Source organism: Stenotrophomonas sp. 2YAF26 (genome assembly GCF_052114625.1).
Lineage (GTDB): Bacteria > Pseudomonadota > Gammaproteobacteria > Xanthomonadales > Xanthomonadaceae > Stenotrophomonas > Stenotrophomonas indicatrix.
On the sequence record NZ_JBFRFC010000009.1, the window covers coordinates 1 to 24,690 of the forward strand.

19 protein-coding genes are annotated in these 24,690 nt (G+C 66.4%); 13 read left to right on the forward strand and 6 right to left on the reverse strand.

The window, feature by feature from the left end:
* Positions 1 to 250: 250 nt before the first annotated feature.
* Positions 251 to 1,912, reverse strand: coding sequence for a gamma-glutamyltransferase (gene ggt, locus AB4Y98_RS11220; RefSeq protein WP_442244415.1), 1,662 nt, complete (start codon positions 1,910 to 1,912; stop codon positions 251 to 253).
* Between the two features lie 790 nt (positions 1,913 to 2,702).
* Here ggt and ilvC point away from each other — a divergent pair.
* The 9 genes from ilvC to leuB all read left to right on the forward strand — a co-directional run bounded on the left by ilvC (position 2,703) and on the right by leuB (position 12,358).
* Positions 2,703 to 3,677 carry a ketol-acid reductoisomerase gene (gene ilvC / locus AB4Y98_RS11225; RefSeq protein ID WP_442244362.1) on the forward strand — a complete coding sequence of 325 codons (975 nt, stop codon included), beginning with the start codon at positions 2,703 to 2,705 and terminating at the stop codon, positions 3,675 to 3,677.
* A gap of 37 nt (positions 3,678 to 3,714) precedes the next feature.
* Positions 3,715 to 5,451, forward strand: coding sequence for an acetolactate synthase 2 catalytic subunit (gene ilvG / locus AB4Y98_RS11230; protein ID WP_363731752.1), 1,737 nt, complete (start codon positions 3,715 to 3,717; stop codon positions 5,449 to 5,451).
* A complete protein-coding gene (locus AB4Y98_RS11235; RefSeq protein ID WP_089236730.1) occupies positions 5,435 to 5,686 on the forward strand; it encodes an ACT domain-containing protein in 252 nt (83 codons plus the stop codon). The genes ilvG and AB4Y98_RS11235 overlap by 17 nt, the downstream gene beginning before the upstream one ends.
* Before the next feature lie 96 nt (positions 5,687 to 5,782).
* A complete protein-coding gene (locus AB4Y98_RS11240) occupies positions 5,783 to 6,874 on the forward strand; it encodes a threonine dehydratase (protein WP_442244363.1) in 1,092 nt (363 codons plus the stop codon).
* Entirely contained in the window at positions 6,871 to 8,457 is a 1,587-nt protein-coding gene (locus tag AB4Y98_RS11245) for a 2-isopropylmalate synthase (protein ID WP_363731748.1), read from the forward strand. The genes AB4Y98_RS11240 and AB4Y98_RS11245 overlap by 4 nt, the downstream gene beginning before the upstream one ends.
* A gap of 10 nt (positions 8,458 to 8,467) precedes the next feature.
* Complete coding sequence (locus AB4Y98_RS11250) at positions 8,468 to 9,247, forward strand: class I SAM-dependent methyltransferase (protein ID WP_363731746.1); 780 nt, start codon at positions 8,468 to 8,470, stop codon at positions 9,245 to 9,247.
* A 63-nt stretch (positions 9,248 to 9,310) separates the two neighbouring features.
* Complete coding sequence (leuC, locus tag AB4Y98_RS11255; RefSeq protein ID WP_279208690.1) at positions 9,311 to 10,729, forward strand: 3-isopropylmalate dehydratase large subunit; 1,419 nt, start codon at positions 9,311 to 9,313, stop codon at positions 10,727 to 10,729.
* The gene (leuD, locus tag AB4Y98_RS11260; RefSeq protein WP_032977269.1) at positions 10,729 to 11,307 is read left to right on the forward strand and encodes a 3-isopropylmalate dehydratase small subunit; all 579 of its coding nucleotides are present in this window, start codon (positions 10,729 to 10,731) and stop codon (positions 11,305 to 11,307) included. The genes leuC and leuD overlap by 1 nt, the downstream gene beginning before the upstream one ends.
* Entirely contained in the window at positions 11,297 to 12,358 is a 1,062-nt protein-coding gene (gene leuB / locus AB4Y98_RS11265; RefSeq protein ID WP_442244364.1) for a 3-isopropylmalate dehydrogenase, read from the forward strand. Before leuD ends, leuB begins: the two co-directional genes overlap by 11 nt.
* A 99-nt stretch (positions 12,359 to 12,457) precedes the next feature.
* Here leuB and AB4Y98_RS11270 read toward each other — a convergent pair whose 3' ends face one another.
* Both AB4Y98_RS11270 and AB4Y98_RS11275 read right to left on the reverse strand, forming a co-directional pair.
* Positions 12,458 to 13,471 (reverse strand): hypothetical protein, encoded by a 1,014-nt coding sequence (locus AB4Y98_RS11270; protein WP_442244365.1) that lies wholly within the window; start codon positions 13,469 to 13,471, stop codon positions 12,458 to 12,460.
* A 160-nt stretch (positions 13,472 to 13,631) separates the two neighbouring features.
* Positions 13,632 to 14,405: an SDR family oxidoreductase gene (locus AB4Y98_RS11275; RefSeq protein WP_176019666.1), complete on the reverse strand. Its 774-nt coding sequence runs from the start codon at positions 14,403 to 14,405 to the stop codon at positions 13,632 to 13,634.
* Positions 14,406 to 14,521: 116 nt separating this feature from the next.
* Here AB4Y98_RS11275 and AB4Y98_RS11280 point away from each other — a divergent pair, with 116 nt between their 5' ends.
* A complete protein-coding gene (locus tag AB4Y98_RS11280) occupies positions 14,522 to 15,430 on the forward strand; it encodes a LysR family transcriptional regulator (protein WP_442244366.1) in 909 nt (302 codons plus the stop codon).
* Between the two features lie 563 nt (positions 15,431 to 15,993).
* Here the strand turns inward: AB4Y98_RS11280 and AB4Y98_RS11285 are convergent.
* Complete coding sequence (locus AB4Y98_RS11285) at positions 15,994 to 19,155, reverse strand: efflux RND transporter permease subunit (protein WP_442244367.1); 3,162 nt, start codon at positions 19,153 to 19,155, stop codon at positions 15,994 to 15,996.
* A gap of 3 nt (positions 19,156 to 19,158) precedes the next feature.
* The gene (locus tag AB4Y98_RS11290; RefSeq protein WP_442244368.1) at positions 19,159 to 20,295 is read right to left on the reverse strand and encodes an efflux RND transporter periplasmic adaptor subunit; all 1,137 of its coding nucleotides are present in this window, start codon (positions 20,293 to 20,295) and stop codon (positions 19,159 to 19,161) included.
* 123 nt (positions 20,296 to 20,418) lie between these two features.
* Between AB4Y98_RS11290 and AB4Y98_RS11295 the strand changes: the two genes are divergently transcribed.
* The 3 genes from AB4Y98_RS11295 (at position 20,419) to AB4Y98_RS11305 (ending at position 23,258) form a co-directional block, all read left to right on the forward strand.
* Positions 20,419 to 21,099: a TetR/AcrR family transcriptional regulator gene (locus tag AB4Y98_RS11295; protein ID WP_442244369.1), complete on the forward strand. Its 681-nt coding sequence runs from the start codon at positions 20,419 to 20,421 to the stop codon at positions 21,097 to 21,099.
* Positions 21,100 to 21,235: 136 nt separating this feature from the next.
* Entirely contained in the window at positions 21,236 to 21,883 is a 648-nt protein-coding gene (locus AB4Y98_RS11300; RefSeq protein WP_032975442.1) for a protein-L-isoaspartate O-methyltransferase family protein, read from the forward strand.
* Positions 21,884 to 21,899: 16 nt separating this feature from the next.
* The gene (locus AB4Y98_RS11305; RefSeq protein WP_442244370.1) at positions 21,900 to 23,258 is read left to right on the forward strand and encodes a TolC family outer membrane protein; all 1,359 of its coding nucleotides are present in this window, start codon (positions 21,900 to 21,902) and stop codon (positions 23,256 to 23,258) included.
* A 134-nt stretch (positions 23,259 to 23,392) separates the two neighbouring features.
* On the opposite strand, the gene AB4Y98_RS11310 is transcribed toward AB4Y98_RS11305, so the two are convergent.
* Positions 23,393 to 24,652 (reverse strand): amino acid transporter, encoded by a 1,260-nt coding sequence (locus AB4Y98_RS11310; protein ID WP_442244371.1) that lies wholly within the window; start codon positions 24,650 to 24,652, stop codon positions 23,393 to 23,395.
* Between the last annotated feature and the right edge of the window lie 38 nt (positions 24,653 to 24,690).

A 24,690-nucleotide genomic window follows, 5' to 3' on the forward strand; every position in this document is an offset into this window, starting at 1 on the left:
CCTCAGCACTCGGCTGTTGCCTTTGCTCTTGCTCTTCTTCTTTTTATTACTGCGGTGGCGGCCGCAGGGAACTGTCAGGGGCCGGGCGGGTGGGCTGGACGGGGGTGTCAGCCACATGGATGCGGCTGCCAAGCCTCCAGGGACGGATTCACGGCGTCCCCCGACCAGCCCACCCGCCCGGCCCAATTACATGATCCCGCTTCTACGAACCCCCACCGCAGAGGGGGCTCAGCCCGTTGGCCGGGAAACCTCAGTAGCCCGCCGCCTGCCCATCCTTGCGGCTCTCCGATGCGCCGTAATACACGCCCGTTTCCGGATCACGCAGGATCGCCTGATAACCACCATACGGACCATCGGCGAACACCACCCGGTGCCCCTTGCGCATCAACGCACGCACCGTCTCGTACGGGAACCCGGTTTCCAGGTTGACCTCGCCACCATCGGTCATCGCCGTCGCCTGCCCGGTCGGTTCGGTCGAACCCTCGTGCTGGATGCGCGGCGCGTCGCCGGCTTCCTGCAGGTTCATGCCGAAATCCACCAGGTTCATCACGATCTGCGCGTGCCCCTGTGGCTGCATCGCACCGCCCATCACGCCGAAGCTGGCATACGGCTTGCCGCCCTTGGTGATGAAGGCCGGAATGATGGTCTGGAACGGACGCTTGCCTGGTGCGTAGCCATTGGGATGATTCTTCTGCAGCACGAACATCTCACCGCGATCCTGCAGGATGAAGCCCAGCCCCGGCGGTGCCATGCCGCTACCCATGCCGCGGTAGTTGGACTGGATCAGCGACACCATCATGCCGTCGGCGTCGGCCACGGTCATGTAGATCGTGTCGCCCTCTTCCAGCTGCTTGGGCGTACCCGGCTGCACTTCCTTCAGCGCCTTGTCCATCGAGATCAGCGCGCGACGCTGCGCGGCGTACTCCTTGGAAATCAGCTTCTGTACCGGTGCAGGCTGGAACGCCATGTCGGCGTAGAAGCGCGCACGATCGGCGAAGGCCAGCTTCTTTGCTTCCACGAACAGATGCACGTGCTCGGGTGAGCCGAACGGAATCTTCGAGAAGTCGTAGCCTTCCAGTACGTTGAGGATCTGCAGCGCGGCGATGCCCTGGCTGTTGGGCGGCAGCTCCCACACGTCGTAGCCGCGGTAGTTGCTGCTGACCGGCTCGACCCACTCGCCATGATGGTCGGCCATGTCCTGGTAGCTCAGGTAGCCGCCGTTCTTCTTGAAGTAATCGCCGATGGTGTGGGCGATGTCGCCCTTGTAGAAGGCATCACGGCCGCCGTCGGCAATCTTCTGCAGGGTGTCGGCAAGGTTGGGGTTCTTCCACATCTCGCCCTTGCGCGGCGCGTGGCCATCGATCGTGAACTGTTCCTTGAAACCCGGATACTGCGACAGCTTCGGCACCGAGCGATCCCAGTAATAGGCAATCACTTCGGCAACGGGATGACCGTCGCGCGCGTAGCGGATGGCCGGGGCCAGGTTGTCGGCCATCGGCTTGCGGCCGAAGCGCTCGTGCAGCGCGAACCAGCCATCAACCGCGCCCGGCACCGATACCGGCAGCGGGCCGGTCGGGGGGATCTCCTTCAGGCCACGACGCTGGAACTCGGCCAGGGTGAGTGACTTCGGCGAACGGCCCGAGCCGTTGTAGCCGTAGAGCTTCTGCGTCTTCGGGTCCCACACGATGGCGAACAGGTCGCCGCCGACGCCATTGCCAGTCGGCTCCATCAACCCCAGCGCTGCGTTGGCAGCAATGGCGGCATCGACGGCCGAGCCACCGGCCTTCATCACGTCCAGCGCGATCTGGGTAGCCAGCGGCTGCGAGGTGGCGGCCATCGCATGCGGGGCGATCACCTCCGAACGGGTGGAGAAGGTGTGGCCGGTAATGCGGTCGGCGGCCTGGGACAGCATGGGCACGGCAGCCAGCACGGCAGCCGCCAGCAGGGAACGGGCAAGACGTCGGGACACGGTAGGGTTCCGAATGGAAGGGTGGTGACCCGATCTTCGCTGCTGCGGCGATCAGGGGCTATCGGGCATAGGTCATGGACGACAGTCCTTTGGTGGGTGCGGACCTTGGTCCGCACTGCTTTCGGCTTCGATGACTCCGGCGCGGACCAAGGTCGGCACCTACCAAGGCGAAATCACCCGGAATCCGCGCAAAAAACCTGATGAAAAGAGTGAATTCGGGTTCACCGAAACACTTTCAGCAGCAACCATCTTTGTGCCACAAGCGATTGCACTGCATGCAGCGGAAACTGACGGGAATAGTGCTGCGAGGGTTGACACAGCGGAAATGGCTGTGGTTTTCTCGATCACATGTTGCATCACAACACACCACCGCGAACCCACATCGAAGCCGCCGATACCGGCGCCGCCTCGCTGCGTTCGATTCTTGTGCTCGTACTTATTACCCAACCAACAGGTGCGGGACGAGCCAGCGTGTAAGCAACAAACACACCGGAACTCTTCAAAAACCCGCACCCGCCCAGGTGCGGGTTTTTTCATTTCAGGACCTGGTTTCAGACGCAACCACCATGACCACCGCCTCCTCCACAACCTGGACCTGCTGCACCACGAACTCTCGTGGTGGCAGTACCTGTGCGATGCGCGGCGCTGCCCTCCCCACTTTTCCCTGACCGGCCGGTACGTCGCTTCGACTGCCGGCCGTCTTTTTTCTTCCCACCCGCAAGGAACCTCCCCCATGAGCACCAACGAACTGCCCCAGACCAAGATCGCCGTCATCGGCTACGGCAGCCAGGGCCGCGCGCACGCGCTGAACCTGCGTGAATCCGGCTTCGATGTGGTGGTAGGCCTGCGTCCGGGCGGCCCCACCGAGGTCAAGGCACAGGCCGATGGCTTCACCGTGAAGGCACCGGCCGATGCGGTGAAGGATGCCGACCTGGTCGCGGTGCTGACCCCGGACATGGTGCAGAAGAAGCTGTACGAGGACGTGCTGGCGCCGAACATGAAGCAGGGTGCGGTGCTGCTGTTCGCGCATGGCTTGAACGTGCACTTCGACATGATCAAGCCGCGCGACGACCTGGACGTGGTGCTGGTCGCACCGAAGGGCCCGGGTGCGCTGGTCCGTCGCGAATATGAAATCGGCCGCGGTGTGCCGTGCATCTGGGCGGTCTACCAGGACAAGAGCGGCAAGGCAGCTGAGTACGCGCTTGCCTATGCAGCCGGCCTGGGTGGCGCGCGCGCCAACCTGATCCAGACCACCTTCAAGGAAGAAACCGAAACCGATCTGTTCGGTGAGCAGGCGGTGCTGTGCGGCGGTGCTTCGGCACTGGTGCAGGCTGGCTTCGAGACGCTGGTGGAAGCCGGTTACCAGCCGGAAATCGCCTACTACGAAGTGCTGCACGAACTGAAGCTGATCGTCGACCTGTTCTACGAAGGCGGCATCTCGCGCATGTTGGAGTTCATCTCCGAAACCGCGCAGTACGGCGACTACGTCAGCGGCCCGCGGGTGATCGACGCCGGCACCAAGGAGCGCATGAAAGAAGTCCTGAAGGACATCCAGGACGGCACCTTCACCAAGAACTGGGTGGCCGAGTACGAAGCGGGCCTGCCGAACTACAACAAGTTCAAGCAGGCCGACCTGGAGCATCCGATCGAGAAGGTAGGCAAGGAACTGCGCGCCAAGATGGTCTGGTTGCAAGGTCAAGCCGCGTAACAACGCGGCACCCCCACCCGCTCTGCAAGGTTCCCCCATGAACTCTCCCACACACCGCAGCGCGCCGCCCAACGGCGCGCGCTGGCTGACCCAGGCGCTGGAGGCCGAGGGTGTCCGTACGCTGTTCGGCTACCCGGGCGGCACCATCATGCCGTTCTACGACGCGCTGGTGGATTCGTCGCTGAAGCACATCCTGGTGCGCCATGAGCAGGGCGCGGCACTGGCCGCCAACGGCTTTGCGCGTGCCAGCGGCCAGGTCGGCGTCTGCGTGGCGACGTCCGGGCCGGGCGCGTCGAACCTGGTCACCGGCATCGCCGATGCGATGCTCGATTCGGTGCCGATGGTCTGCATCACCGGCCAGGTGGCCACGCCACTGCTGGGCACCGATGCGTTCCAGGAACTGGATGTGTTCGGTTTGACGATGCCGATCGTCAAGCACAGCTGGCTGGTGCGCAGCGTCGATGATCTGCCGCGCGTGGTGGCCGATGCCTTCCGCATCGCCCGCGAGGGCCGTCCCGGCCCGGTGCTGATCGACCTGCCCAAGGATGTGCAGCTGGCCGATGCCAGCCACCTGCCGGCGCATGTGCCGGCCAACGTGGAGCCGCCGCCGGCCGCTGCCGACGCCGCCATCGCCGAGGCCATCGCCGCATTGGCCGCTGCCGAAAAGCCGGTGGTCTATGCCGGTGGTGGCATTGCCCTGGGCGATGCCGTGCAGGACCTGCGCGCGTTCGTCGAAGCCAGCGCCATCCCCACCGTGATGACCCTGCGTGGGCTGGGCGCGCTGCCTCCGCAGCACCCGCAGTCGCTGGGCATGCTGGGCATGCATGGCACCCGTGCGGCCAACATGGCCGTGCAGGAGAGCGATCTGCTGCTGGTGCTGGGTGCACGTTTCGATGATCGGGCGACCGGCAAGCTGGCCGAGTTCGCACCGTTTGCCCGCGTGGTGCACATCGATGCCGATGCGTACGAGATCTCCAAGCTGCGCAGCGCCGATGTCGCCGTGCCCGGCAACGTCGGCCACGCCATCCGCGCCCTGCGTGCGGCCTTCCCCTCCCCCAAGGCCCACCAGGACGCATGGCGCAAGCGCTGCGCACAGCATCGCGATCGCTTCGCCGCACGCTACGACGCACCCGGCCAGCACATCTACGCGCCGGCGCTGCTGAAGCGCCTGAGCGAACTGGCGCCGGCCGATACGGTGGTGGCCTGCGACGTCGGCCAGCACCAGATGTGGGTTGCGCAGCACTGCCGCTTCACTCATCCGCGCAACCACCTGACCAGCGGTGCGCTGGGCACGATGGGCTTCGGCCTGCCGGCGGCGATGGGGGCGCAGTTCGCCTGCCCCGAGCGCACCGTGGTGCTGGTCTCCGGCGATGGCAGCTTCATGATGAACGTGCAGGAGCTGGCGACCATAGCCCGCTGCCGCCTGCCGGTGAAGATCATCCTGCTGGACAACAGTTCGCTGGGCATGGTGCGGCAGTGGCAGGAACTGTTCTTTGCCGAGCGTTACAGCGAGATCGATCTGTCCGACAACCCGGACTTCGTCGCCCTGGCCAAGGTGTTCGGCATCGCGGCCACGCGCATCGATGCACGTGATGACGTCGAAGGCGGCCTGGCCGCGCTGCTGGCCGAACCCGGCCCGGCCCTGCTGCACGTGGCCATCGATGCACGCGCGAACGTGTGGCCGCTGGTGCCGCCCAATACCGCCAACAGCACCATGCTGGAAAGCAACCCCGCACATGCACGCCAGGAGATCCCCAATGCAATACCGGCTTGACCTGGTGCTGCAACCGGCCGAGGGCGCGCTGCTGCGCGTGATCGGCATGGCCGAACGTCGCGGTTTCGCGCCGCGCGCGATCACCGGTGCGCCGGTGGCCGCCGATGATGGTCGTTGGCACCTGCAACTGGTGGTGGACAGCCAGCGCCCGCCGGAAACACTGTGCCGGCAGATGGAAAAGATCTACGACTGCGTTTCGGTGCAGATGACCGCACTGGAAGGAGTATCCGCATGAACGCCCGTACCGTATTCACCACGGTGCCGGTACGGAGGCGTCTTCTTCGCCGCGCGTGCCCGCACGCGGTGGTCGGCAACACCCTGCTGGTGGCCCATGCCGGCCGCTGATGCCAGCAAGGAAAGCGATGTCGGCGACGTAACCGTTGCCGACGTACTGGCTGCGCAGGCCCGCCTGCGCCGCTTCCTGCCGCCCACTCCGCTGCACCATGCCGAGCGCTTCGGCACCTGGCTGAAGCTGGAGAACCTGCAGCGTACCGGTTCGTACAAGGTACGCGGCGCGCTGAATGCCCTGCTGGCCGCCCGCGAACGTGGCGATACCCGGCCGGTGATCTGTGCCTCCGCCGGCAATCACGCCCAGGGCGTGGCCTGGGCTGCTTATCGCCTGGATGTTCCGGCCATCGCCGTGATGCCGCATGGCGCACCGGCCACCAAGATCGCTGGCGTCGCCCACTGGGGCGCAACGGTGCGCCAGCATGGCAACAGCTATGACGAGGCCTATGCGTTCGCCGTCGAACTGGCGCAGCGTCATGGCTATCGCTTCCTGTCCGCGTTCGACGATGCCGATGTCATCGCCGGCCAGGGCACTGTCGGCATCGAGCTGGCCGCACATGCGCCCGACGTGGTGATCGTACCGATCGGCGGTGGCGGCCTGGCATCCGGCGTCGCTTTGGCGCTGAAGTCGCAGGGCGTGCGCATCGTCGGTGCGCAGGTCGAGGGCGTTGATTCGATGGCCCGCGCGATCCGCGGCGACGTGCGCGAGATCAATCCTGTGCCGTCGCTGGCCGATGGCGTGCGGGTGAAGATCCCCGGGTTACTGACCCGCCGCCTGTGCACGTCGCTGCTGGACGATGTGGTGATCGTGCGCGAAGCCGAGCTGCGCGAGACCCTGGTGCGGCTGGCACTGGAAGAACACATCATCGCCGAAGGCGCAGGTGCACTGGCCCTGGCCGCCGGGCGTCGCGTCGCCGGCCGCCGCAAGTGTGCGGTCGTCTCCGGCGGCAACATCGATGCCGGCGTGCTCGCCGGCCTGCTCACCGATATCCGCCCGCGTCCGCCACGCAAACCGCGCCGACGCCGGGCAGAAACTCCGCGCTCGCCCAGCAAAGCGGTCGCTACCGTTTTCCCAACGCCTACCCCTTCCCCCCTGCAAGCCGTCGCACCCGCTGTCGAGGAGATTTCCCTGTGAACACCATCGAACGAATTACCACCCCGCGCATCCGCATCTTCGACACCACCCTGCGTGACGGCGAGCAGTCCCCCGGCTGCAGCATGAGCCCGCCGCAGAAGCTGGTGATGGCGCGTGCGCTGGACGAACTGGGCGTGGACATCATCGAGACCGGCTTCCCGGCCAGCTCGCAGTCCGACCGCGAGGCGATGGCCCTGATCGGCCGCGAACTGCGCCGCCCGAGCCTGAGCCTGGCGGTGCTGTCGCGCTGCCTGCAGGCAGACATCGAGACCTCGGCGCGCGCACTGGAAGCGGCGGTCAACCCGCGCCTGCATGTGTTCCTGTCGACCAGCCCGCTGCACCGTGAGCACAAGCTGCGGATGACGCGTGAGCAGGTACTGGAATCGGTACGCAGGCACGTGTCGCTGGCACGCTCCTACATCGATGACGTGGAGTTCTCCGCCGAGGACGCCACCCGTACCGAGCTGGATTACCTGATCGAGGTCTCCCGCGTGGCGATCGCTGCCGGCGCCACCACCATCAACCTGCCCGACACCGTCGGCTTCACCACGCCGGAAGAAATCCGCACGATGTTCCAGCAGGTCATCGCCGGCGTCGCCGATGTGCCGAACGCAGGCAACGTGATCTTCAGCGCACACTGCCACAACGACCTGGGCCTGGCCGTGGCCAACTCGCTGGCCGCCATCGAAGGCGGCGCGCGCCAGGTCGAATGCACCGTCAACGGCATCGGTGAACGCGCCGGCAACTGTTCGCTGGAAGAAATCGCGATGGTGTTGAAGGTGCGCCAGGCCTTCTACGAGCAGGACACCGCCATCGACACCCCGCGTATCGTCGGTACTTCGCAGCTGCTGCAGCGCCTGGTCGGCATGCCGGTACAGCGCAACAAGGCCATTGTGGGTGCCAATGCCTTCGCCCATGAATCGGGCATCCACCAGCACGGCATGCTGCGCCACCGCGGCACCTACGAAATCATGCGTCCGGAAGACGTGGGCTGGGAGGACTCGCAGATGGTGCTGGGCCGCCACAGTGGCCGTGCTGCCGTCGAAGCGCGCCTCCGCGCCTTGGGCTTCTGGCTGGAGGAAGACGAGCTGAAGCTGGTGTTCGAGCAGTTCAAGGGCCTGTGCGAGCAGCAGCGCGTGGTCACCGATGCCGACCTGCAGACGCTGATGCAGGGCGGCTCCAACGCACAGGGCTACCGCCTGGCTTCGATGACCATCAGCGATGTCGGCAGCCGTGCCAATGCGCTGGTCGAACTGTCCGACCCGGACGGCAACCGCGTGGCCGAGACCGCGCAGGGTGATGGCCCGGTCGACGCACTGTTCGGCGCCCTGTCGGCCGCCACCGGCGTGCAGCTGATGCTGGACAGTTACCACGTGCACAGCGTCGGTATCGGTGCCGACGCGCGTGGCGAAGCCAACCTGAGCGTACGCCACGAAGGCGTGGAGTACGACGGCACCGGCACCAGCAAGGACATCATCGAAGCGTCCGCGCTGGCCTGGCTGGACGTGGCCAACCGCCTGCTGCGCCAGCGCCAGGCCAACGCCGGCATCAGTACTGAATCACCTGCCACCGCCATTGCCTGAGGAATGTGAGATGAGCGCCTTCGACACCGCAACCACCACCAGCAGCGCTGGCCAGCAGTGGAATGCCCAGGACTATGCGATCGATGCCGGCTTCGTGCCGACCCTCGGTGGCGCCGTAGCGCGTCTGCTCGACGCGCGGGCCGGCGAGCGCATCCTCGACCTGGGCTGTGGCGATGGCGTACTCACCACCGAACTGGCCCTCAGCGGCGCACACATGCAGGGCGTCGATGCCTCGCCGGAAATGGTGATCGCCGCACGTGCACGAGGTGTCGATGCGCAGGTGATGGACGGCCACGCCCTGGCCTTCGATGGTGCGTTCGATGCGGTGTTCAGCAATGCAGCCCTGCATTGGATGCCCGACCCGGACCGCGTGCTGGAGGGCGTGCGCCGCGCCCTGCGCCCCGGCGGGCGCTTCGTCGCCGAGTTCGGCGGCCATGGCAACGTGGCCACGATCGTTGCTGCCGTGCAGGCCGCGCGCGTCGCCCATGGCCATGGTGCCAGCGCATTCCACTGGTACTTCCCCAGCGCTGATGCCTACGCAGACCGCCTGCGCCAGCATGGCTTCCAGGTGCAGCTGATCGAATGCCTGCCGCGACCGACCGCGCTGCCGACCGGCGTTGCCGGCTGGCTGCGTGTGTTCGCCGCTCCGCTGCTGGACGACCTGCCGGCCGAGACGCGCGCCACGGTGCGCGATGCCGCTACGGCCCTGCTGGCCGACCTGCCGCGCAATGCTGCCGGCCAGCCACTGGCCGACTACGTGCGCCTGCGCGTGCTCGCGCGGCGCCGCTGACCTGCCCCTGTTACTTTCTCTCTCTTCGATGTCCGCTACTCCGTACTCCTGCCAGGCAAACGCATGACTTCCGCACCCCGCACCCTGTACGACAAACTGTGGGACGCCCACGTGGTGGTTCCAGAAACCGACAGCGCGCCCGCCGTGCTGTATATCGACCTGCACCTGATCCATGAAGTGACCTCGCCGCAGGCCTTCACCGAGCTGCGCGAGCGGGGCCTGAAGCCGCGCCGTCCGGATCGGACCAAGGCCACGATGGACCATTCCACGCCGACCCTGCCGGCCGCTGCCGACGGCACGCTGCCCTACGCCAGTGCCGCCTCCGAAGCACAGGTCGCGATGCTGGCGCGCAACTGCGCCGAGCACGGCATCGAACTGTTCGACATGGCCTCGGACAACCGCGGCATCGTCCACGTGATCGCACCGGAACAGGGCTTCACCCAGCCGGGCATGACCATCGTCTGCGGCGACAGCCACACCTCCACCCACGGCGCATTCGGGTCGCTGGCCTTCGGCATCGGCACCAGCGAAGTCGGCCATGTACTGGCCACGCAGTGCCTGCTGCAGCGCAAGGCGAAGACGCTGGCGATCACCGTCGATGGCAAGGTCGCGCCGGGTATCGGCGCCAAGGACGTGGTCCTGCACATCATCGGCGTGATCGGCGTCAATGGTGGCACCGGGCACGTGATCGAGTTCCGCGGCAGCACCATCGAAGCGATGGACATGGAACAGCGCATGACCCTGTGCAACATGTCGATCGAAGCCGGTGCACGCGCCGGCATGGTCGCGCCCGACCAGGTGACGTTCGACTTCGTCGCCAATACGCCGCGTGGCCCCAAGGGCGCCGACTTCGACGCTGCCGTTGCCCGCTGGACGCAGCTGCGCAGCGATGAAGGCGCGCGCTTCGACAGCGAGGTGCACATCGATGCCGCCGATATCCGCCCGACCCTGACCTGGGGCACCCACCCCGGCACCGCCATCGCGGTGGATGCGCCGATCCCGGCGGCTAACGATGCCGCCGCGCAGAAGGGCCTGGATTACATGCACTTCCAGGCGGGACAGACGCTGGCCGGCACGCCGGTGGACGTGGTGTTCGTCGGCTCCTGCACCAATGGCCGGCTGAGCGACATGCGCGAAGTGGCACAGGTGCTGCGCGGCCGTCGCGTCGCCGAGCGCGTGCGCATGCTGGTGGTGCCTGGTTCTGAGATCGTCAAGCGCCAGGCCGAGGCCGAAGGCATCCATGAGATCGTGCGCGCGGCCGGTGCCGAATGGCGCGAACCGGGCTGTTCGATGTGCATCGCCATGAATGGCGACCTGGTCGCCCCCGGCCAACTGGCGGTCAGCACCAGCAACCGCAACTTCGAAGGCCGCCAAGGCCCGGGCTCGCGCACCCTGTTGGCCTCGCCGATGAGTGCTGCCTGGGCCGCGGTGCAGGGCCACGTTGCCGATGCCCGTGAACTGTTCGCCCAGGAGGTGGCCTGATGAGCGGCTTCCGCACCCTGAGCTCGGCCAGCGTGGTGCTGCGCCAGACCAACATCGACACCGACCAGATCATTCCGGCGCGGTTCCTGTCCACCACCGAACGTGCTGGCCTGGGCCGCAATGCGTTCAACGACTGGCGCTGGCAGGCCGATGGCTCGCCCGTGGCGGACTTCGCCTTCAACCAACCGCACAATGCCGGCCGCAGCATCCTGCTGGCCGGGCGCAACTTCGGCTGCGGCTCATCGCGCGAACATGCGCCGTGGGCACTGACCGATCTCGGCCTGCGTGCCATCGTCAGCAGCGAGATCGCCGACATCTTCCGCGGCAATTCGCTGAAGAACGGCCTGCTGCCGATCGTACTGGACGAGGCCGACGTGCAGCTGCTGATGCAGCGCCCTGACGATGAGCTGACCATCGACGTTGCGGCGCGCGAGCTGCGCACGCCCGATGGCCGCGTCTACTCCTTCCCGTTGGACGGCTTCTCGCAGACCTGCCTGCTGGAAGGCGTCGATCAACTGGGTTATCTGTTGGGCCGTGTCCCTGAAATCGAACGTTACGAGAGTGAGCATGCACGCTGAAATTGTTGTCCTGCCCGGTGATGGCATCGGCCCGGAAGTGGCCGCCGCCGCGGTCGCCGTTCTGAACGCCGTCGCCAGGCGCTTCAACCACACCTTCACCTTCAGCGAGCACGACATCGGTGGCATCGCCATCGACCGCCATGGCGAACCGCTGCCGGCATCGACCCTGGCCGCCTGCCAGGCCGCCAACGCTGTGCTGCTGGGAGCCGTGGGCGGGCCGAAGTGGTCCGACCCGAACGCCAAGGTGCGCCCGGAACAGGGCCTGCTGGCGATCCGCAAGGCGCTGGGCCTGTATGCCAACCTGCGCCCGGTGCGCACCCATGAAGCCGCACTGCACGCCTCGCCGATCAAGGCCGAGCTGCTGCAGGGCGTGGACTTCGTGGTGGTGCGCGAGCTGACCGGCGGCATCTACTTCGGCGACAAGACCCGCGATGCCGACAGCGCCAGCGATCTGTGCCGCTATACCGTGGCCGAGATCGAGCGTGTGCTGCGCAGTGCCTTCCGGCTGGCGCAGCAGCGTCGCGGCAAGGTCACGTCGGTGGACAAGGCCAACGTGCTGGAAACCTCACGTCTGTGGCGTGACGTGGCCGCGCGCATCGGCCGCGAGGAATTCCCGGACGTGGCGCTGGAACACCAGCTGGTCGATTCGATGGCGATGCACCTGCTGGCCAAGCCGCGCGAGTACGACGTGATCGTGACCGAGAACATGTTCGGCGACATCCTCACCGATGAAGCCTCGATGCTGGCCGGTTCGCTGGGGCTGCTGCCTTCGGCCTCGCTGGGCGAGCCGGGTGCGGTGGGTATCTACGAGCCGATCCACGGCTCGGCCCCGGACATCGCCGGCAAGGGCATCGCCAACCCGTACGCGACGATCTTCAGCGCGGCGATGCTGCTGCGCCATTCGCTGGGGCTGGAAGCCGAAGCCGCAGCGGTGGAAGCGGCGGTGCATGCGGTGCTTGACGATGGCGTGTTCACGGCAGACCTGGCGACGAAGGGCACGGCGGTGAGTACGGCGGCGGCTACCGACGCGGTGCTGGCCAAGCTGGGCTGAAGCAGGCGGGTGCCGGGACATGCCCGGCACCCTTTGCATGTCAATCGGTAGCAGCGAGCCCTGCCCGGCGTGCTGCTGATCGCCCGGCATGAGATCCGCTCAGCGCGAAGTGCTGCGCGCGTAGTCGCTGGCGCAACCGGCAACAACGCGACCTTCGTCGGTGCGCATCACGATGTGCTGCGGGATCCAACTGCCACCGCTGAAAGCAACCGGAGGCAACAGGCGCTGCCAAGCGTCCTTGCCGACCGCGTGCGAGGTGTCCATGCCCGCTTGGGCAAGCACTGGCGCCACTGCAACGCCACCGAGATCCGCGCCGAAGAAACCACCGAACGCCAGCGCAATCGTGTGCGTGGAAACGCCGTACGCCTGGATGGGCGCCTGCAGCCCGATCAGCAGCAGGTGCAGATCATCATCACCAACGGTGTAGTTCACCTCGTTGACCGAACGGACATCCTGCGGCCATTCGAACTGCGGCTTTTCGGAAAGCCGCTGCCAGAACGCCTGCAGCCGGCGCATGCTGCCTTCGTCGGCGCGGCAGTGGATGGCATCCTGCAGGTCCTGGACGTCAACAGCCGGTACCTGAGGTACGGCTGCCTTGCTATCTTTCGTGGAAGGCGCGCAGCCCAGTCGATAGCCGTCGCCCGCACTGCGCACGATGATCGACGTGGTGGGCGCCGACCACAATTCGAACGGCTCCCGCAGCGAGCTCGACTGCAGCCGCAAGCCGTGCGCAGCGACGATACGATCGCGCTGTGCCGGGTCGAGCGCAACCGAGAACCCGAACGCATCAGCAAACAGCCGCGGCACTTCGACACCGTGGACCGTCATCGACTGTGGCGGAGTGATGACGGTCACCCGGTGATCGTCATCCTCACCCTCCTGCTCGAATCGCCAGTCGCGCAGGTACGGCGGTCGTTCCGCAGCGTCGGCATAGCGTGCCGCACGCAGTCGGCTGACGACGGCCTGCTGGACGTCCGCACTCGCGCCGCACTCAAGTACGTCCCGCAGGCCGTGCTGGAACAGCAGAGCATCGGCGTCAGCCGGCTGCGCAATGGCAGAGCCGCTGCAGGCGATCAGCAGCAGCGCCGAGGCGCAGGTCGTGCGGAAGAACATGGCAGGCGCTCCGGCCCTGGAACTGGCCGCTATTGTGCCCGTGAACGCCCTGAAGCTGTCCACTTGGGGATCAACAGTAGATCCACGCCATGCGTGGATGAAGCCAGGAGCATCCACGCATGGCGTGGATCCACGGCACGAACTCAAGCCTCGCGTGTCTCTACTTTGTGGTGTAACCACCGTTTACGAGGATGGTCTGCCCGGTCATCCACCAGCCGTCGGTCACCAGGAAGCGGATCCACGGCACGATGTCGGCGATGTCGGTCAGGCCGGTACGGGTGAATGCCGACAGCGCCGCGGCGGTCTTGTGATACGCCTGCGCATCGGCACTCTCGGCCGGATAGAAGAACGGCGTATCCATGGGCCCGGGACCGATCGCAGTCACCGAAATCCCACGCTCGCCAAATTCCTTCGATGCTGCGCGGGTGAAGTGTTCCACTGGCGCCTTGGTGCCGGCGTAGCTGGAATAGAACGGCGTGAACGCACCGAGCAGCGACGTCACCAGCGTGCAGATGCGGCCACCGTCGTTGACATGGCGTCCGGCCTCCTTGAGAAAGAAGAACGCCGTCTTCGCGTTGACCGCGCTCATCTGGTCGTACTCCGCTTCGCTGATCTCCAGCATCGGCTTCTTCAGCACTTTGCCGACAGTGTTGATGGCGATGTCAGGGCGACCGACGGCGGCAACCGCGTCGGCGAACAGCCGCTCCATCGCTGCGGCCGAGGTCAGATCGGCCTGCAACGCCACGGCCTTGGCACCTGCGGCCTGCACGGCTGCAACGGTCGCCTCGGCATCGTCCTGTGTAGCGGCGCTGTTGTAGTGGATGACGATGGCCTTGGCGCCCTGCTCGGCGAAGTCACGGGCGATCAGCCCGCCGAGGTTCTTGGCACCGCCGGCGATCAACACGGTCTTGCCCTGGATACGGTGGTCGGTCATGGCATCGGTCCCGGAAAGGGGCTGCCGGACTGGCAACCCTGTGCTGACGACGATATCGTGCAGAAATCGCGGATAAAGCCCGCAACATTGACTTAACTTTCCAGAGCGGGCGAACAATGGACCGGATCGAGCGTTTCCGCATCTTTGCCAGGGTGGTGGAGTGCACCAGCTTCACCCGCGCCGCCGACCAGCTCGGCCTGCCCCGCTCCACCGTCTCGGCGGCCGTGGCAGAACTGGAACAGCGCCTGGGTACGCGCCTGCTGCAGCGCTCCACCCGCAGGGTCTCCACCACCCACGATGGCGACACCTTCTACGCGCGCTGCCTGCGCCTGATCGCCGAAATGGAAGATGCCGAGTCGCTGTTCCGCACGGACGACGCGCAGCCGAGGGGCTTGTTGAAGATCGATGTACCCAGCCGGATCGGCCGCCGCATCATCGCCCCGGCCCTGCCGGACTTCTTCGCACGGCACCCCCAGGTCGAGCTGGACCTGGGCATGACCGATCGCGCGGTGAATCTGATCGAGGACGGCTGCGATGCGGTGCTGAGGGTGGGCCAGCTGGGTGACTCCAGCCTGGTGGCCCGCACGCTGGGCCAGCTGGACTTCGTCAATGTTGCCGCGCCGGCGTACCTGCACGCGCACGGCGTACCGCAGCACCCCACCGACCTGCAGCAGCACCGCGCGGTGAACTATGCGTCGCCGACCACGGCGCGGGTGGAGCCGTGGGAATGGCAGGACGGCGCGCAGCTGCGCACGCTGCCGATGCCCGGCTGGGTGCGGGTGAACAGCGCCGAGGCGTCGATTGCCTGCTGCGTAGCAGGGCTGGGACTGCTGCAGATTCCACGCTACGACGTGCAGGCCGAACTGCAAACCGGTGCGCTGGTGGAAGTGATGCCCCAGTACGCGGCGCAGCCGCTGCCGGTGACCCTGTTGCTGCCGCACCGGCAGCATCGCGCGCAACGTGTGCAGGTGTTCCTGGATTGGCTGGTGCCGCTGATGCGTGAGCGGCTGCAGTTGCAGGGGTGATCGGCCGGGCGGCTGCCCGGCGCCCGCAGATGCAACTGCAACTACAAAAGCCAGAGCGGCTCTGGGTTGTTGCTTGGTTGGCGGGGAGGGGGGCAGCTGGCGGGACACGCCGCAAGTACGTCCCTGTAGGCTCGGCCACGGCATCCATGCCGTGGACGGTCCCGCCAGCTGCCCCCTCCCCGCCTTCGACAATTTCCCGATGACGGTTGGTGGATCCACGCCATGCGTGGATGAGGTGTATCGGAAAGCAAGAAGGGGTCGGATCCGTTTTCCAATGGAAAACGGATCCGACCCCAACCMTCAGCACGCGGCTGTTGCTGTTGCTGTTGCCGTTGCTTTTCGCTCTTCTTCTTTCTCTTCCTGCGGTGCAGGCCACAGGACACTGTCCGTGGCCGGGTGGGCAGGTGGGCTGGGGGCGTAAGCGCCATGGATGGCGCGCCCGAGCCTACAGGGACGTACTTGCGGCGTCCCCCAGCCCACCTGCCCACCCGGCCCAACAAGCGATCCCGCTTCTGAACCCACCGCAGAGGGGGCTCAGCCCGGTGGCCGGGAAACCCGGGGCATCACGCCCCGGATTCATCCGGCTTGACCCGGAACCACGCCGCGTACAACGCCGGCAGGAACACCAGCGTCAGCACCGTGCCCACGATCAACCCACCCATGATCGAAATCGCCATCGAGCCGTAGAACGCACTGCGCGACAGCGGAATCATCGCCAGCACCGCCGCCAGCGCGGTCAGCACGATCGGGCGGAAACGCCGCACCGTCGCATCGATGATCGAATGCCAACGGTCATGCCCGGCATCGATGTCCTGCTGGATCTGGTCGATCAGGATCACTGAATTACGCATGATCATGCCGGCCAGCGCGATGGTGCCCAGCAGCGCCACGAAGCCGAACGGCGCGCGGAACAGCAGCAGGAACAACGTCGCACCGATGATGCCCAGCGGTGCGGTCACCAGCACCATCGCCGCACGCGAGAAGCTGCGCAGCTGCAGCATCAGCAACGTGGCCACCACGATCAGGAACAGCGGCATGCCGGCCTTGATCGAGTTCTGCCCGCGTGCCGAATCCTCCACCGAGCCGCCGGTTTCCAGCAGGTAGCCGCTGGGCAGCTCGCCGCGGATGCCATCCAGCGTCGGCACGATCTGCTGCACCACGTCCAGCGGCTGCATGCCATCGCTGATGTCGGCACGCACGGTCACCGTCGGCAGGCGGTTGCGGTGCCAGATGATGCCGTCCTCGAAGGCGTATTCCAGCCGCGCGACCTGCGACAGCGTCACCGCGGTACCACTGCTGGTCGGGATCGCCAGGCTGCCGAGCAGATCCAGCTGCGCGCGCTCGTTGTCCGGGCCACGCAGCAGCATCTCGATCTGGCGATTGCCCTCGCGATAGGTGCTCACGCTCATGCCCGACAACGAGCTGCTGAGGAACTGGCTGACCTGGGCACTGCTGACACCCAGTGCGCGTGCACGGTCCTGGTCGATCACCAGCCGCACCACCTTGCTCGGCTCGCTCCAGTCCAGGTTCACGTTCATCACGTGCGGGTTCTCGCGCACCTTGGCCTCGACCTGGCGTGCAATTGCCTGCACCTGTGCGATGTGTTCGCCGGACACGCGCATCTGCACCGGATAGCCGACCGGCGGCCCATTCTCCAGGCGCGTCACGCGCATCTGCACATCGGGGAACTGCTTTATCACTTCCTTCAGCATCCAGTCGCGGGTCGATTCGCGGGCCTTGGCGTCTTCGGTGAGCACCACGAACTGGGCGAAGTTGGTCGCCGGCAGCTGCTGGTCCAGCGGCAGGTAGAAGCGCGGCGAACCGGTACCGACGTAGGCCACGTAGTTACTGATGCCTTCGCGGCCCTTCAGCAGCTTCTCCAGTTTGTCGGCCTGTGCCTGGGTCGCGGCCAGCGATGCACCTTCGGCCAGCTCGATGTCCACCATCAGTTCCGGGCGGGTCGAATCGGGGAAGAACTGCTGCGGCACGAAGCGGAACAGCATCAGCGAGCCGATGAACAGGGCGATGGTCGCACCGATCACCCACCAGCGATGGCGCAGGCAGGTATCCAGGAACGACCGGAAGCGGGTGTAGAACGGCCGCTGGTACGGATCGTGGTCGTGTGCATGTTCCTTCGGTGCGATCCAGCGCGCCAAGGCCGGATGCCGGTCGGCCCACTGCAGGCGCTTGGCGCGCCAGCGGCCGGCCAGACTGTCCGGCTTCGGCAGCTGCGGATTGAACAGGTCCGGCAGCATCTTGTCGCCCAGGTACGGGATGAACAGCACTGCGGCAATCCACGACACCACCAGCGCGATGGTCACCACCTGGAACAGCGAGCGGGTGTATTCACCGGTGCTCGATGCAGCAGTAGCGATGGGCAGGAAGCCAGCAGCGGTGATCAGGGTACCGGTCAGCATCGGGAAGGCCGTGGACTCCCAGGCGAAACTGGCCGCGCGCAGGCGGTCGTAGCCCTGCTCCATCTTGGTGGCCATCATCTCCACCGCGATGATCGCATCGTCCACCAGCAGGCCCAGTGCCAGCACCAGTGCACCCAGCGAGATCTTGTGCAGGCCGATGTCGAAGTAGTGCATGACGAAGAAGGTCATCGCCAGCACCAGCGGAATGGTCACGCCCACCACCAGGCCGGTACGCAGGCCCAGCGAGAAGAAGCTGACCAGCAGCACGATCACCACCGCCTCGGTGAGCACCTGCACGAACTCGCCCACCGACTCTTCCACCGCATGCGGCTGGTCGGACACCTTGCGCAGCTGCATGCCGGCCGGCAGGGTCTTCTGCAGGCGTTCGAACTCGGCATCCAGGGTGGCACCCAGCTTGAGGATGTCACCGCCGTCCTTCATCGCCACCGCCAGGCCGATCGCATCCTGGCCCATGAAGCGCATCTTCGGCGAAGAGGGATCGGCAAAGCCGCGCTTGACCTCGGCGATGTCGCCCAAGTGCAGCGTGCGTTCGCCCGCCTGGATCGGGAACTTGCGGATGTCCTCGATCGAATCGAACTGGCCGGTCACGCGCAGCTGCACGCGGTCGGTCGGGGTTTCAAAGAAACTGGTGGCGCTGATCGCGTTCTGGTCAGCCAACGCCTGCTGCACCTGCTGCAGCGATACGCCCAGCGTGGCCAGCTTGGTGTTGGACAGCTCGATCCACACCTTCTCGTCCTGCAGGCCGACCAGGTCGATCTTGCCGACGTCGGGCACGCGCTGCAGCTCCAGCTGGATGCGGTCGGCATAGTCGCGCATCACCGCGTAGTCGAAGCCTTCGCCGGTCAACGCGTAGATGTTGCCGAACGTGTCGCCGAACTCATCGTTGTAGAAGGGACCGACGATTTCCCTCGGGAGCGTCGCGCGGACATCGCCCACGCGCTTGCGCACCTGGTACCACAGGTCGGGGATCTGCTTGGAGCGCAGGCTGTCGCGCGCCATGAAGATCACCTGCGATTCGCCCGGCCGCGAGTACGAACGGATGAATTCGTACTCGCCGGTGTTCATCAGCGCTTTTTCGATCGGCTCGGTCACCTGCCGCGAGACCTGCTCGGCGGTGGCGCCCGGCCACATCGTGCGTACCACCATCGCCTTGAAGGTGAAGGGCGGATCTTCAGACTGGCCCAGGTGCTTGTACGACCAGGCACCGATGACGGCGAACGCCAGCATCGCGAACAACACCAGCGCACGGTTGCCCAGCGCCCATTCGGAGAGATTGAAGCGGCGCACGGGTCAGTGCCCCTTGCCTGCGGCCGGCGCCGGCTTGGCAGCCGACGGTGCCAGCACCGGGCGGTTCTGGCGGTCGACCGGCGTCACCACCTGGCCTTCGCGCAGCAGATGGCCGCCGGCAGCGACCACCCAGTCCGACGCGCCCACGCCGGACACGACCGGCACGGCCTGCGCGCCGTAGGCACCCACCTGCACCGGCGTTGCCTTCAATGCACCATTGGACGGATTGACCACCCACACGCTGGCCTTGCCATCACTGCCGCGCAGCACGGCCGCCAGCGGCAGCTGCAACGCACCACTGCGCCCGGCGGTGGCGAACACCCGCGCACTCTGGCCCAGTTCCACTTCGCTCAGTGCTTCCGGCGCCAGGCTGACCCGCGTGGCATAGGTGCGCGCCTGTGCATCGGCGGCCGGGGCGATCTCGCGCAGGGTGCCCGGCAGCAGCTGGCCCGGGCGGTTCCACAGTTCCACCTGCACCGACTGGCCGACCTTGTAGTCACGGATGCTGCTTTCCGGCAGCGCGATCAGCACCTCACGGCCACCATCGGCGGCCAGGGTGAACACCGTCTGCCCAGCGCTCACGACCTGCCCGGCTTCGGCCTGGCGGCTGGCAATCACGCCATCGGCGGGCGCGCGCAACTGCGCGTACTCGGCCTGGTTGCGGGCCACGGCGAGGTTTGCCCGGGCGGCGTTGGCCTGGCCCTGCGCGGCCTTGAACGCCGCCGTCTGCTGGTCCAGTGCCGAGCGGCTCACCAGCTGGTCTTCAGCCAGCTTGGCGTAGCGCTTCTGGTCATCGCGGGCGCGCACCAGGTCTGCTTCCGCCGCCGCCAGCTGCGCCTGCGACGCCGCCGCCTGCGAGGCATAGTCGGCCGCGTCCAGCTCAGCCAGCAGCTGGCCCTTCTTCACCCGCTCGCCTGCGTCGACGTGACGCTTGACCAGATTGCCGCCAACCCGGAACGACAGGGGGCTTTCCTGGCGGGCACGCACCTCGCCGGGGTAGGCGGCCGCGGCTTGTCCATCCTGCGTGGTGGGATGCACCACCAGCACCGGGATGGCCGCCACCGGCTCGACGGCCTGCTTGCCGCACGCTGCCAACACCACGACCAGTACGCCTACGCCCAACCAACGCATGTTTTTCATGAGGTACAGGACCTGAAAAGAAATCCGGGGGGAACGCGCCGGCAACATACTGTTGCAACGCGGACATTAGTGAACCAGCCGGTATAGTATAAATATCGAACCGCTTGGTCTAGTATTAGCGGGATGAGTTCTCCCACTTCCCGAAAGCCGTCGGCCAAGCCCGCTGCCAAGGCTGCCGGTCCCGGGCGCCCCAAGGATCTGGGCAAGCGCGCGGCGATACTCGAGGCAGCCAAGACACTGTTCATCGAACAGGGCTACAGCGGCGTGAGCATGGACAGCATCGCGGCCCAGGCCGGCGTCTCGAAGCTGACCGTATACAGCCATTTCGGCGACAAAGAGACCCTGTTCTCCGAAGCTGTGCAGTCCAAGTGCATCGAGATGCTGCCCGACGCGCTGTTCGTGGCCGACGTGGAAGGCCCCCTGCGCGACCAGTTGCTGGGCATCGGCATGGCGTTCTTCGAGATGATCACCTCCGACGCGGCCCTGTCGATCCAACGGGTGATGATGGCCCCGGAGACCGACGAACGCCTGCGCGAACTGTTCTGGCAGGCGGGGCCCCAACGCACCTGCGAGGCGCTGGCCGACTTCATGCGCATGCGTGCCGAGCGCGGCGAACTGGACATCCCCGACTGCTACATCGCCGGCCAGCAGTTCCTGACCCTGGTGAAGGGCGAAGTGCACATGCATATGATGTGCGGCATGCCACTGTCACCCGTCGAGACCGATGCTGCGATCCATGTGGCCGCCAGTGTGGATTTCTTCCTGCGCGCCTACGCGCCGCGGGGGGCTGGGAACGCTGGATAACCAAAACTGAACGAACCGGAGGTCGCGATGACTTCCGGCACTGCGACCCCGGCCACCCCGCAGCTGATGCTCTGGGCGCGCCGCCGGCCTCCGGCACCGGTAAAATGGCCGGCCCACTGCGCTGGATTTGAACCTCATGACGATTGATTACGCCCACGCCCGCGAACTGATGGTGGAACAGCAGATCCGTCCCTGGGACGTGCTGGACATCAAGGTGCTCGACGTCCTGGCCCGCCTGCCGCGCGAGGCCTTTGTCGCCGACGCGCACCGGGCGCTGGCCTATGCCGATGTCGAACTGCCGATCGGCAACGGCCAGAAGATGATGAAGCCGGTCATCGAGGGCCGTACCCTGCAGGCACTGGATCTGCAGCCGGGTGACGAAGTGCTGGAAATCGGCACCGGCAGCGGCTTCCTGTCGGCCTGCATCGGCGCGCTGGCGCGCGACGTGCTGAGCCTGGAAATCGATCCGGAACTGGCCGCCGCTGCGCGCGCCCGCCTGGATGCCACCGGCCTGGGCACCAACGTGCGCGTGGAAGTGGCCGATGGCCTGGCCTGGCAGACCGAACGCCGCTTCGACGTGATCTGTGTCACTGGCGCCGTCGACGTGGTGCCGTCACAGTTTGCTTCGTGGTTGCGTCCGGGTGGTCGCCTGTATGTCATCCAGGGCCGTTCGCCGGCGATGGAAGCACTGCTGGTGAAGGCCGATGGCAGCACCGAGTCGCTGTTCGAGACCGATATCGATTACCTGCGTGGTGCCGCCCCGGCCCCCCAGTTCCACCTCTGAGTCCAAGGAAGCCGCAATGATCCGCCGATCCCTCGCTGTTGCGCTGGCCACTGCTCTGCTGCCGTTGTCCGCCCATGCCGCCGACCTGCTGCAGGTCTATGAAATGGCGCGCAATGGTGACCCGCAGCTGTCCGCCGCCGAATCCACCCGGCTGTACGACAAGGAAGGCGCCGTGCAGGCGCGTGCTGCCCTGCTGCCGCAGATCAATGGCCGGGCCCAGTTGAACCGTTCGCGCAGCGAGCCGAATGCCGACGCCAACTCCGGCTCGTTCACCAGCAAAAGTCGCAACTATACGGTCGATGGCACCCAGACGCTGTTCAATTGGACGCAGATCAACAACCTGCGTTCGCAGCGCGAGCTGAGCAAGGCGGCTGATTTCACCCTCGACTCGGCCAACGACAACCTGATCGTGCGCACCTCGGCGGCCTACTTCAACGTGCTGGTGGCGATCGAATCGCTGAACGCAGCACAGACCAACGAAGCGGCCGCGAAGAAGCAGTTCGACTTCGCCGACAAGCGCCTGGAAGTGGGCCTGGCGCCGATCACCGACGTGCACGAAGCACGCGCCCAGTACGACCAGGCGCGCGCCAACGCGATCGTTGCGCAGAACACGCTGGCCGACAACTACCAAGCCCTGACCGAACTGACCGGCCAGCCGGTGATGAACCTGAAGGGCCTGCCGGCCGATTTCCGTCCGGAAGTGCCGGCCAACCGCGGCAATCTGGACCAGCTGGTTCAGCAGGCGACCACGCAGAATCCGGCGCTGAAGGCGCAGGAGCTGAAGGTCGGTGCCGCCGAAGCCGGCGTGCAGGCCGCCCGTGGTGGCCACTACCCGACCCTGTCGCTGGGCGGCAGCTGGGGCAAGAGCGCGACCTGGGGCGACAGCGTCGGTGCCGGTTCGCTCTCACCCGATGCACGCACCAACAGCATCGGCCTGACCCTGAGCGTGCCGATCTTCTCTGGCGGCGCCACCCAGTCCGGCGTGCGCCAGGCGCTGGCCCAGCGTGACATCGCCCAGGATGGTTTCGAGCAGCAGAAGCGTGCCCTGGACCGCAATACCCGCAACGCCTACCAGACCCTGGTGCAGGGCATCAGCGAAGTGGAAGCCCGCCGCCTGGCCGTGGTTTCCGCACAGAGCGCCTACGATGCCTCGCAGGTCGGCCTGGAAGTGGGTACCCGCACGGTGCTGGACGTGATCCAGAACCAGCGCATCCTGTTCTCCGCACAGCTGGATTACGCGCAGGCCCGCTACAACTTCCTGCAGAACCGCCTGCTGCTGAGCCAGGCCGTGGGTGGCCTGGATGTCGCCGAGCTGCAGGACATCAACCGCCTGCTGACCCAGGACGCGGGCAACCCGTCCACGACCACGAACTGAGTCGGCGCCACCGGTCTGATCGAAAAGCCACCCTCGCGGGTGGCTTTTTTTTGGCTCGCCACGCCGGCAGGTCTACCTGGAACACCAGACATATCGGTGGACGAGCCTGCCGCCCAGCAACACAAGCAGGACCATCAGCACCGGTACGAAAGTGCGGGCCATGACGGCCGGCAACAAGCACAGTGCGGTCGCCACAGGTGCGAGCACCATCGGGAGGAGCCTGCGCTCGTCGGTCGCCGCCCTTGCCTGGCATTGGCTGCGGGCAACGCCGGCGCACATGGCGGCCAGTACCAGCAGGCCTGCAGGCCCCGGCAGCTGTGGAAGCCAGCTCTCGGCAGCAACAACGCCAATACCGCGCCCAGCACGGTCAGTGCAAGCGTCAGCAACAAGCGTGCGTTGGCGCCCGCATTGCCGCACGCCGACGGGCAGACCTCCAACCCCAACCGCGCGGCCAGCAACAGCAACACGATCTGCAGGGCCGCCAGCCCCGCGCCGCCCGCCAACGGCAACAGTGGCAGCAACCATTGCAGCTGCGGCACACCCTGCAATGCCACCGACAGCGGTCGCGTGCTGGCCAGCGCGGCAAACTCGACCAGGCCCGACTGCAACGCAGCCAGTACCATCAGCCACACCATCGCCAACAGCACCGCTGCGCCGGCAGCTCTGGAAATCTGCGAACGAGCGCGCGGGACCGTGCCGCAGAATCCCGCCAGCAGGCCTGCACCGAGCAGCACACCGAGCAATGCCACGCTCGCTGCAAGCACGCCGCCCAACCCAAAGCGATAGGGCGCGATGGCCGAGGGCAGCCACGGAATCCAATGGGCGTAGTGCACATGGCGAGCCGCCAGCAACAACAGCAGCAAGCCAACGCCCAGCTTCACCGTCAGCAATGCACAGGCCAGCAACAGCGCGCGCGGGATCCGCAGCAAAGCGGTGGCCGCCCCCAGCAGCAACAGCATGATCGACGCCGCCATCGGCAACGGCATCCACTGTGCGGGCACGGCATCGATGACCTCCGCGGCTGCGTACAGATGGCGTGCCATCGATTGCGCCAGGCCTGCGGTGGTCGCCGTCAGTTCCAGCAGCAGGGCGATCACCAGTACATCCGCAAGCGGCTTGCCCCACGCGGCACGGAGCAGACCGTGCAGACCGGAAGGATTCGGCACGCGCCGCATCGCCACACGCAGGCAATACAGCATCGGCAGCGTGCCCAACGCCGCCAGCAACAGGCTGAGGACGATGGCGGGCCCGGCCTGTGCCGCCGTGTGCTGGCCGACCAGCGCGACAACGCTGCCGCCCATCAGCAGGGTCAGCGCCACCACCAGCAGATGGTCGGTGCCCAGCCCTCCGGTCTTCGCACTGCCCCGCAGCGCGCCTCCGTTGTCGGCAATCATTCAAAGCTCCCTTGATGTCGTCCAAGCGTGGTCGACAG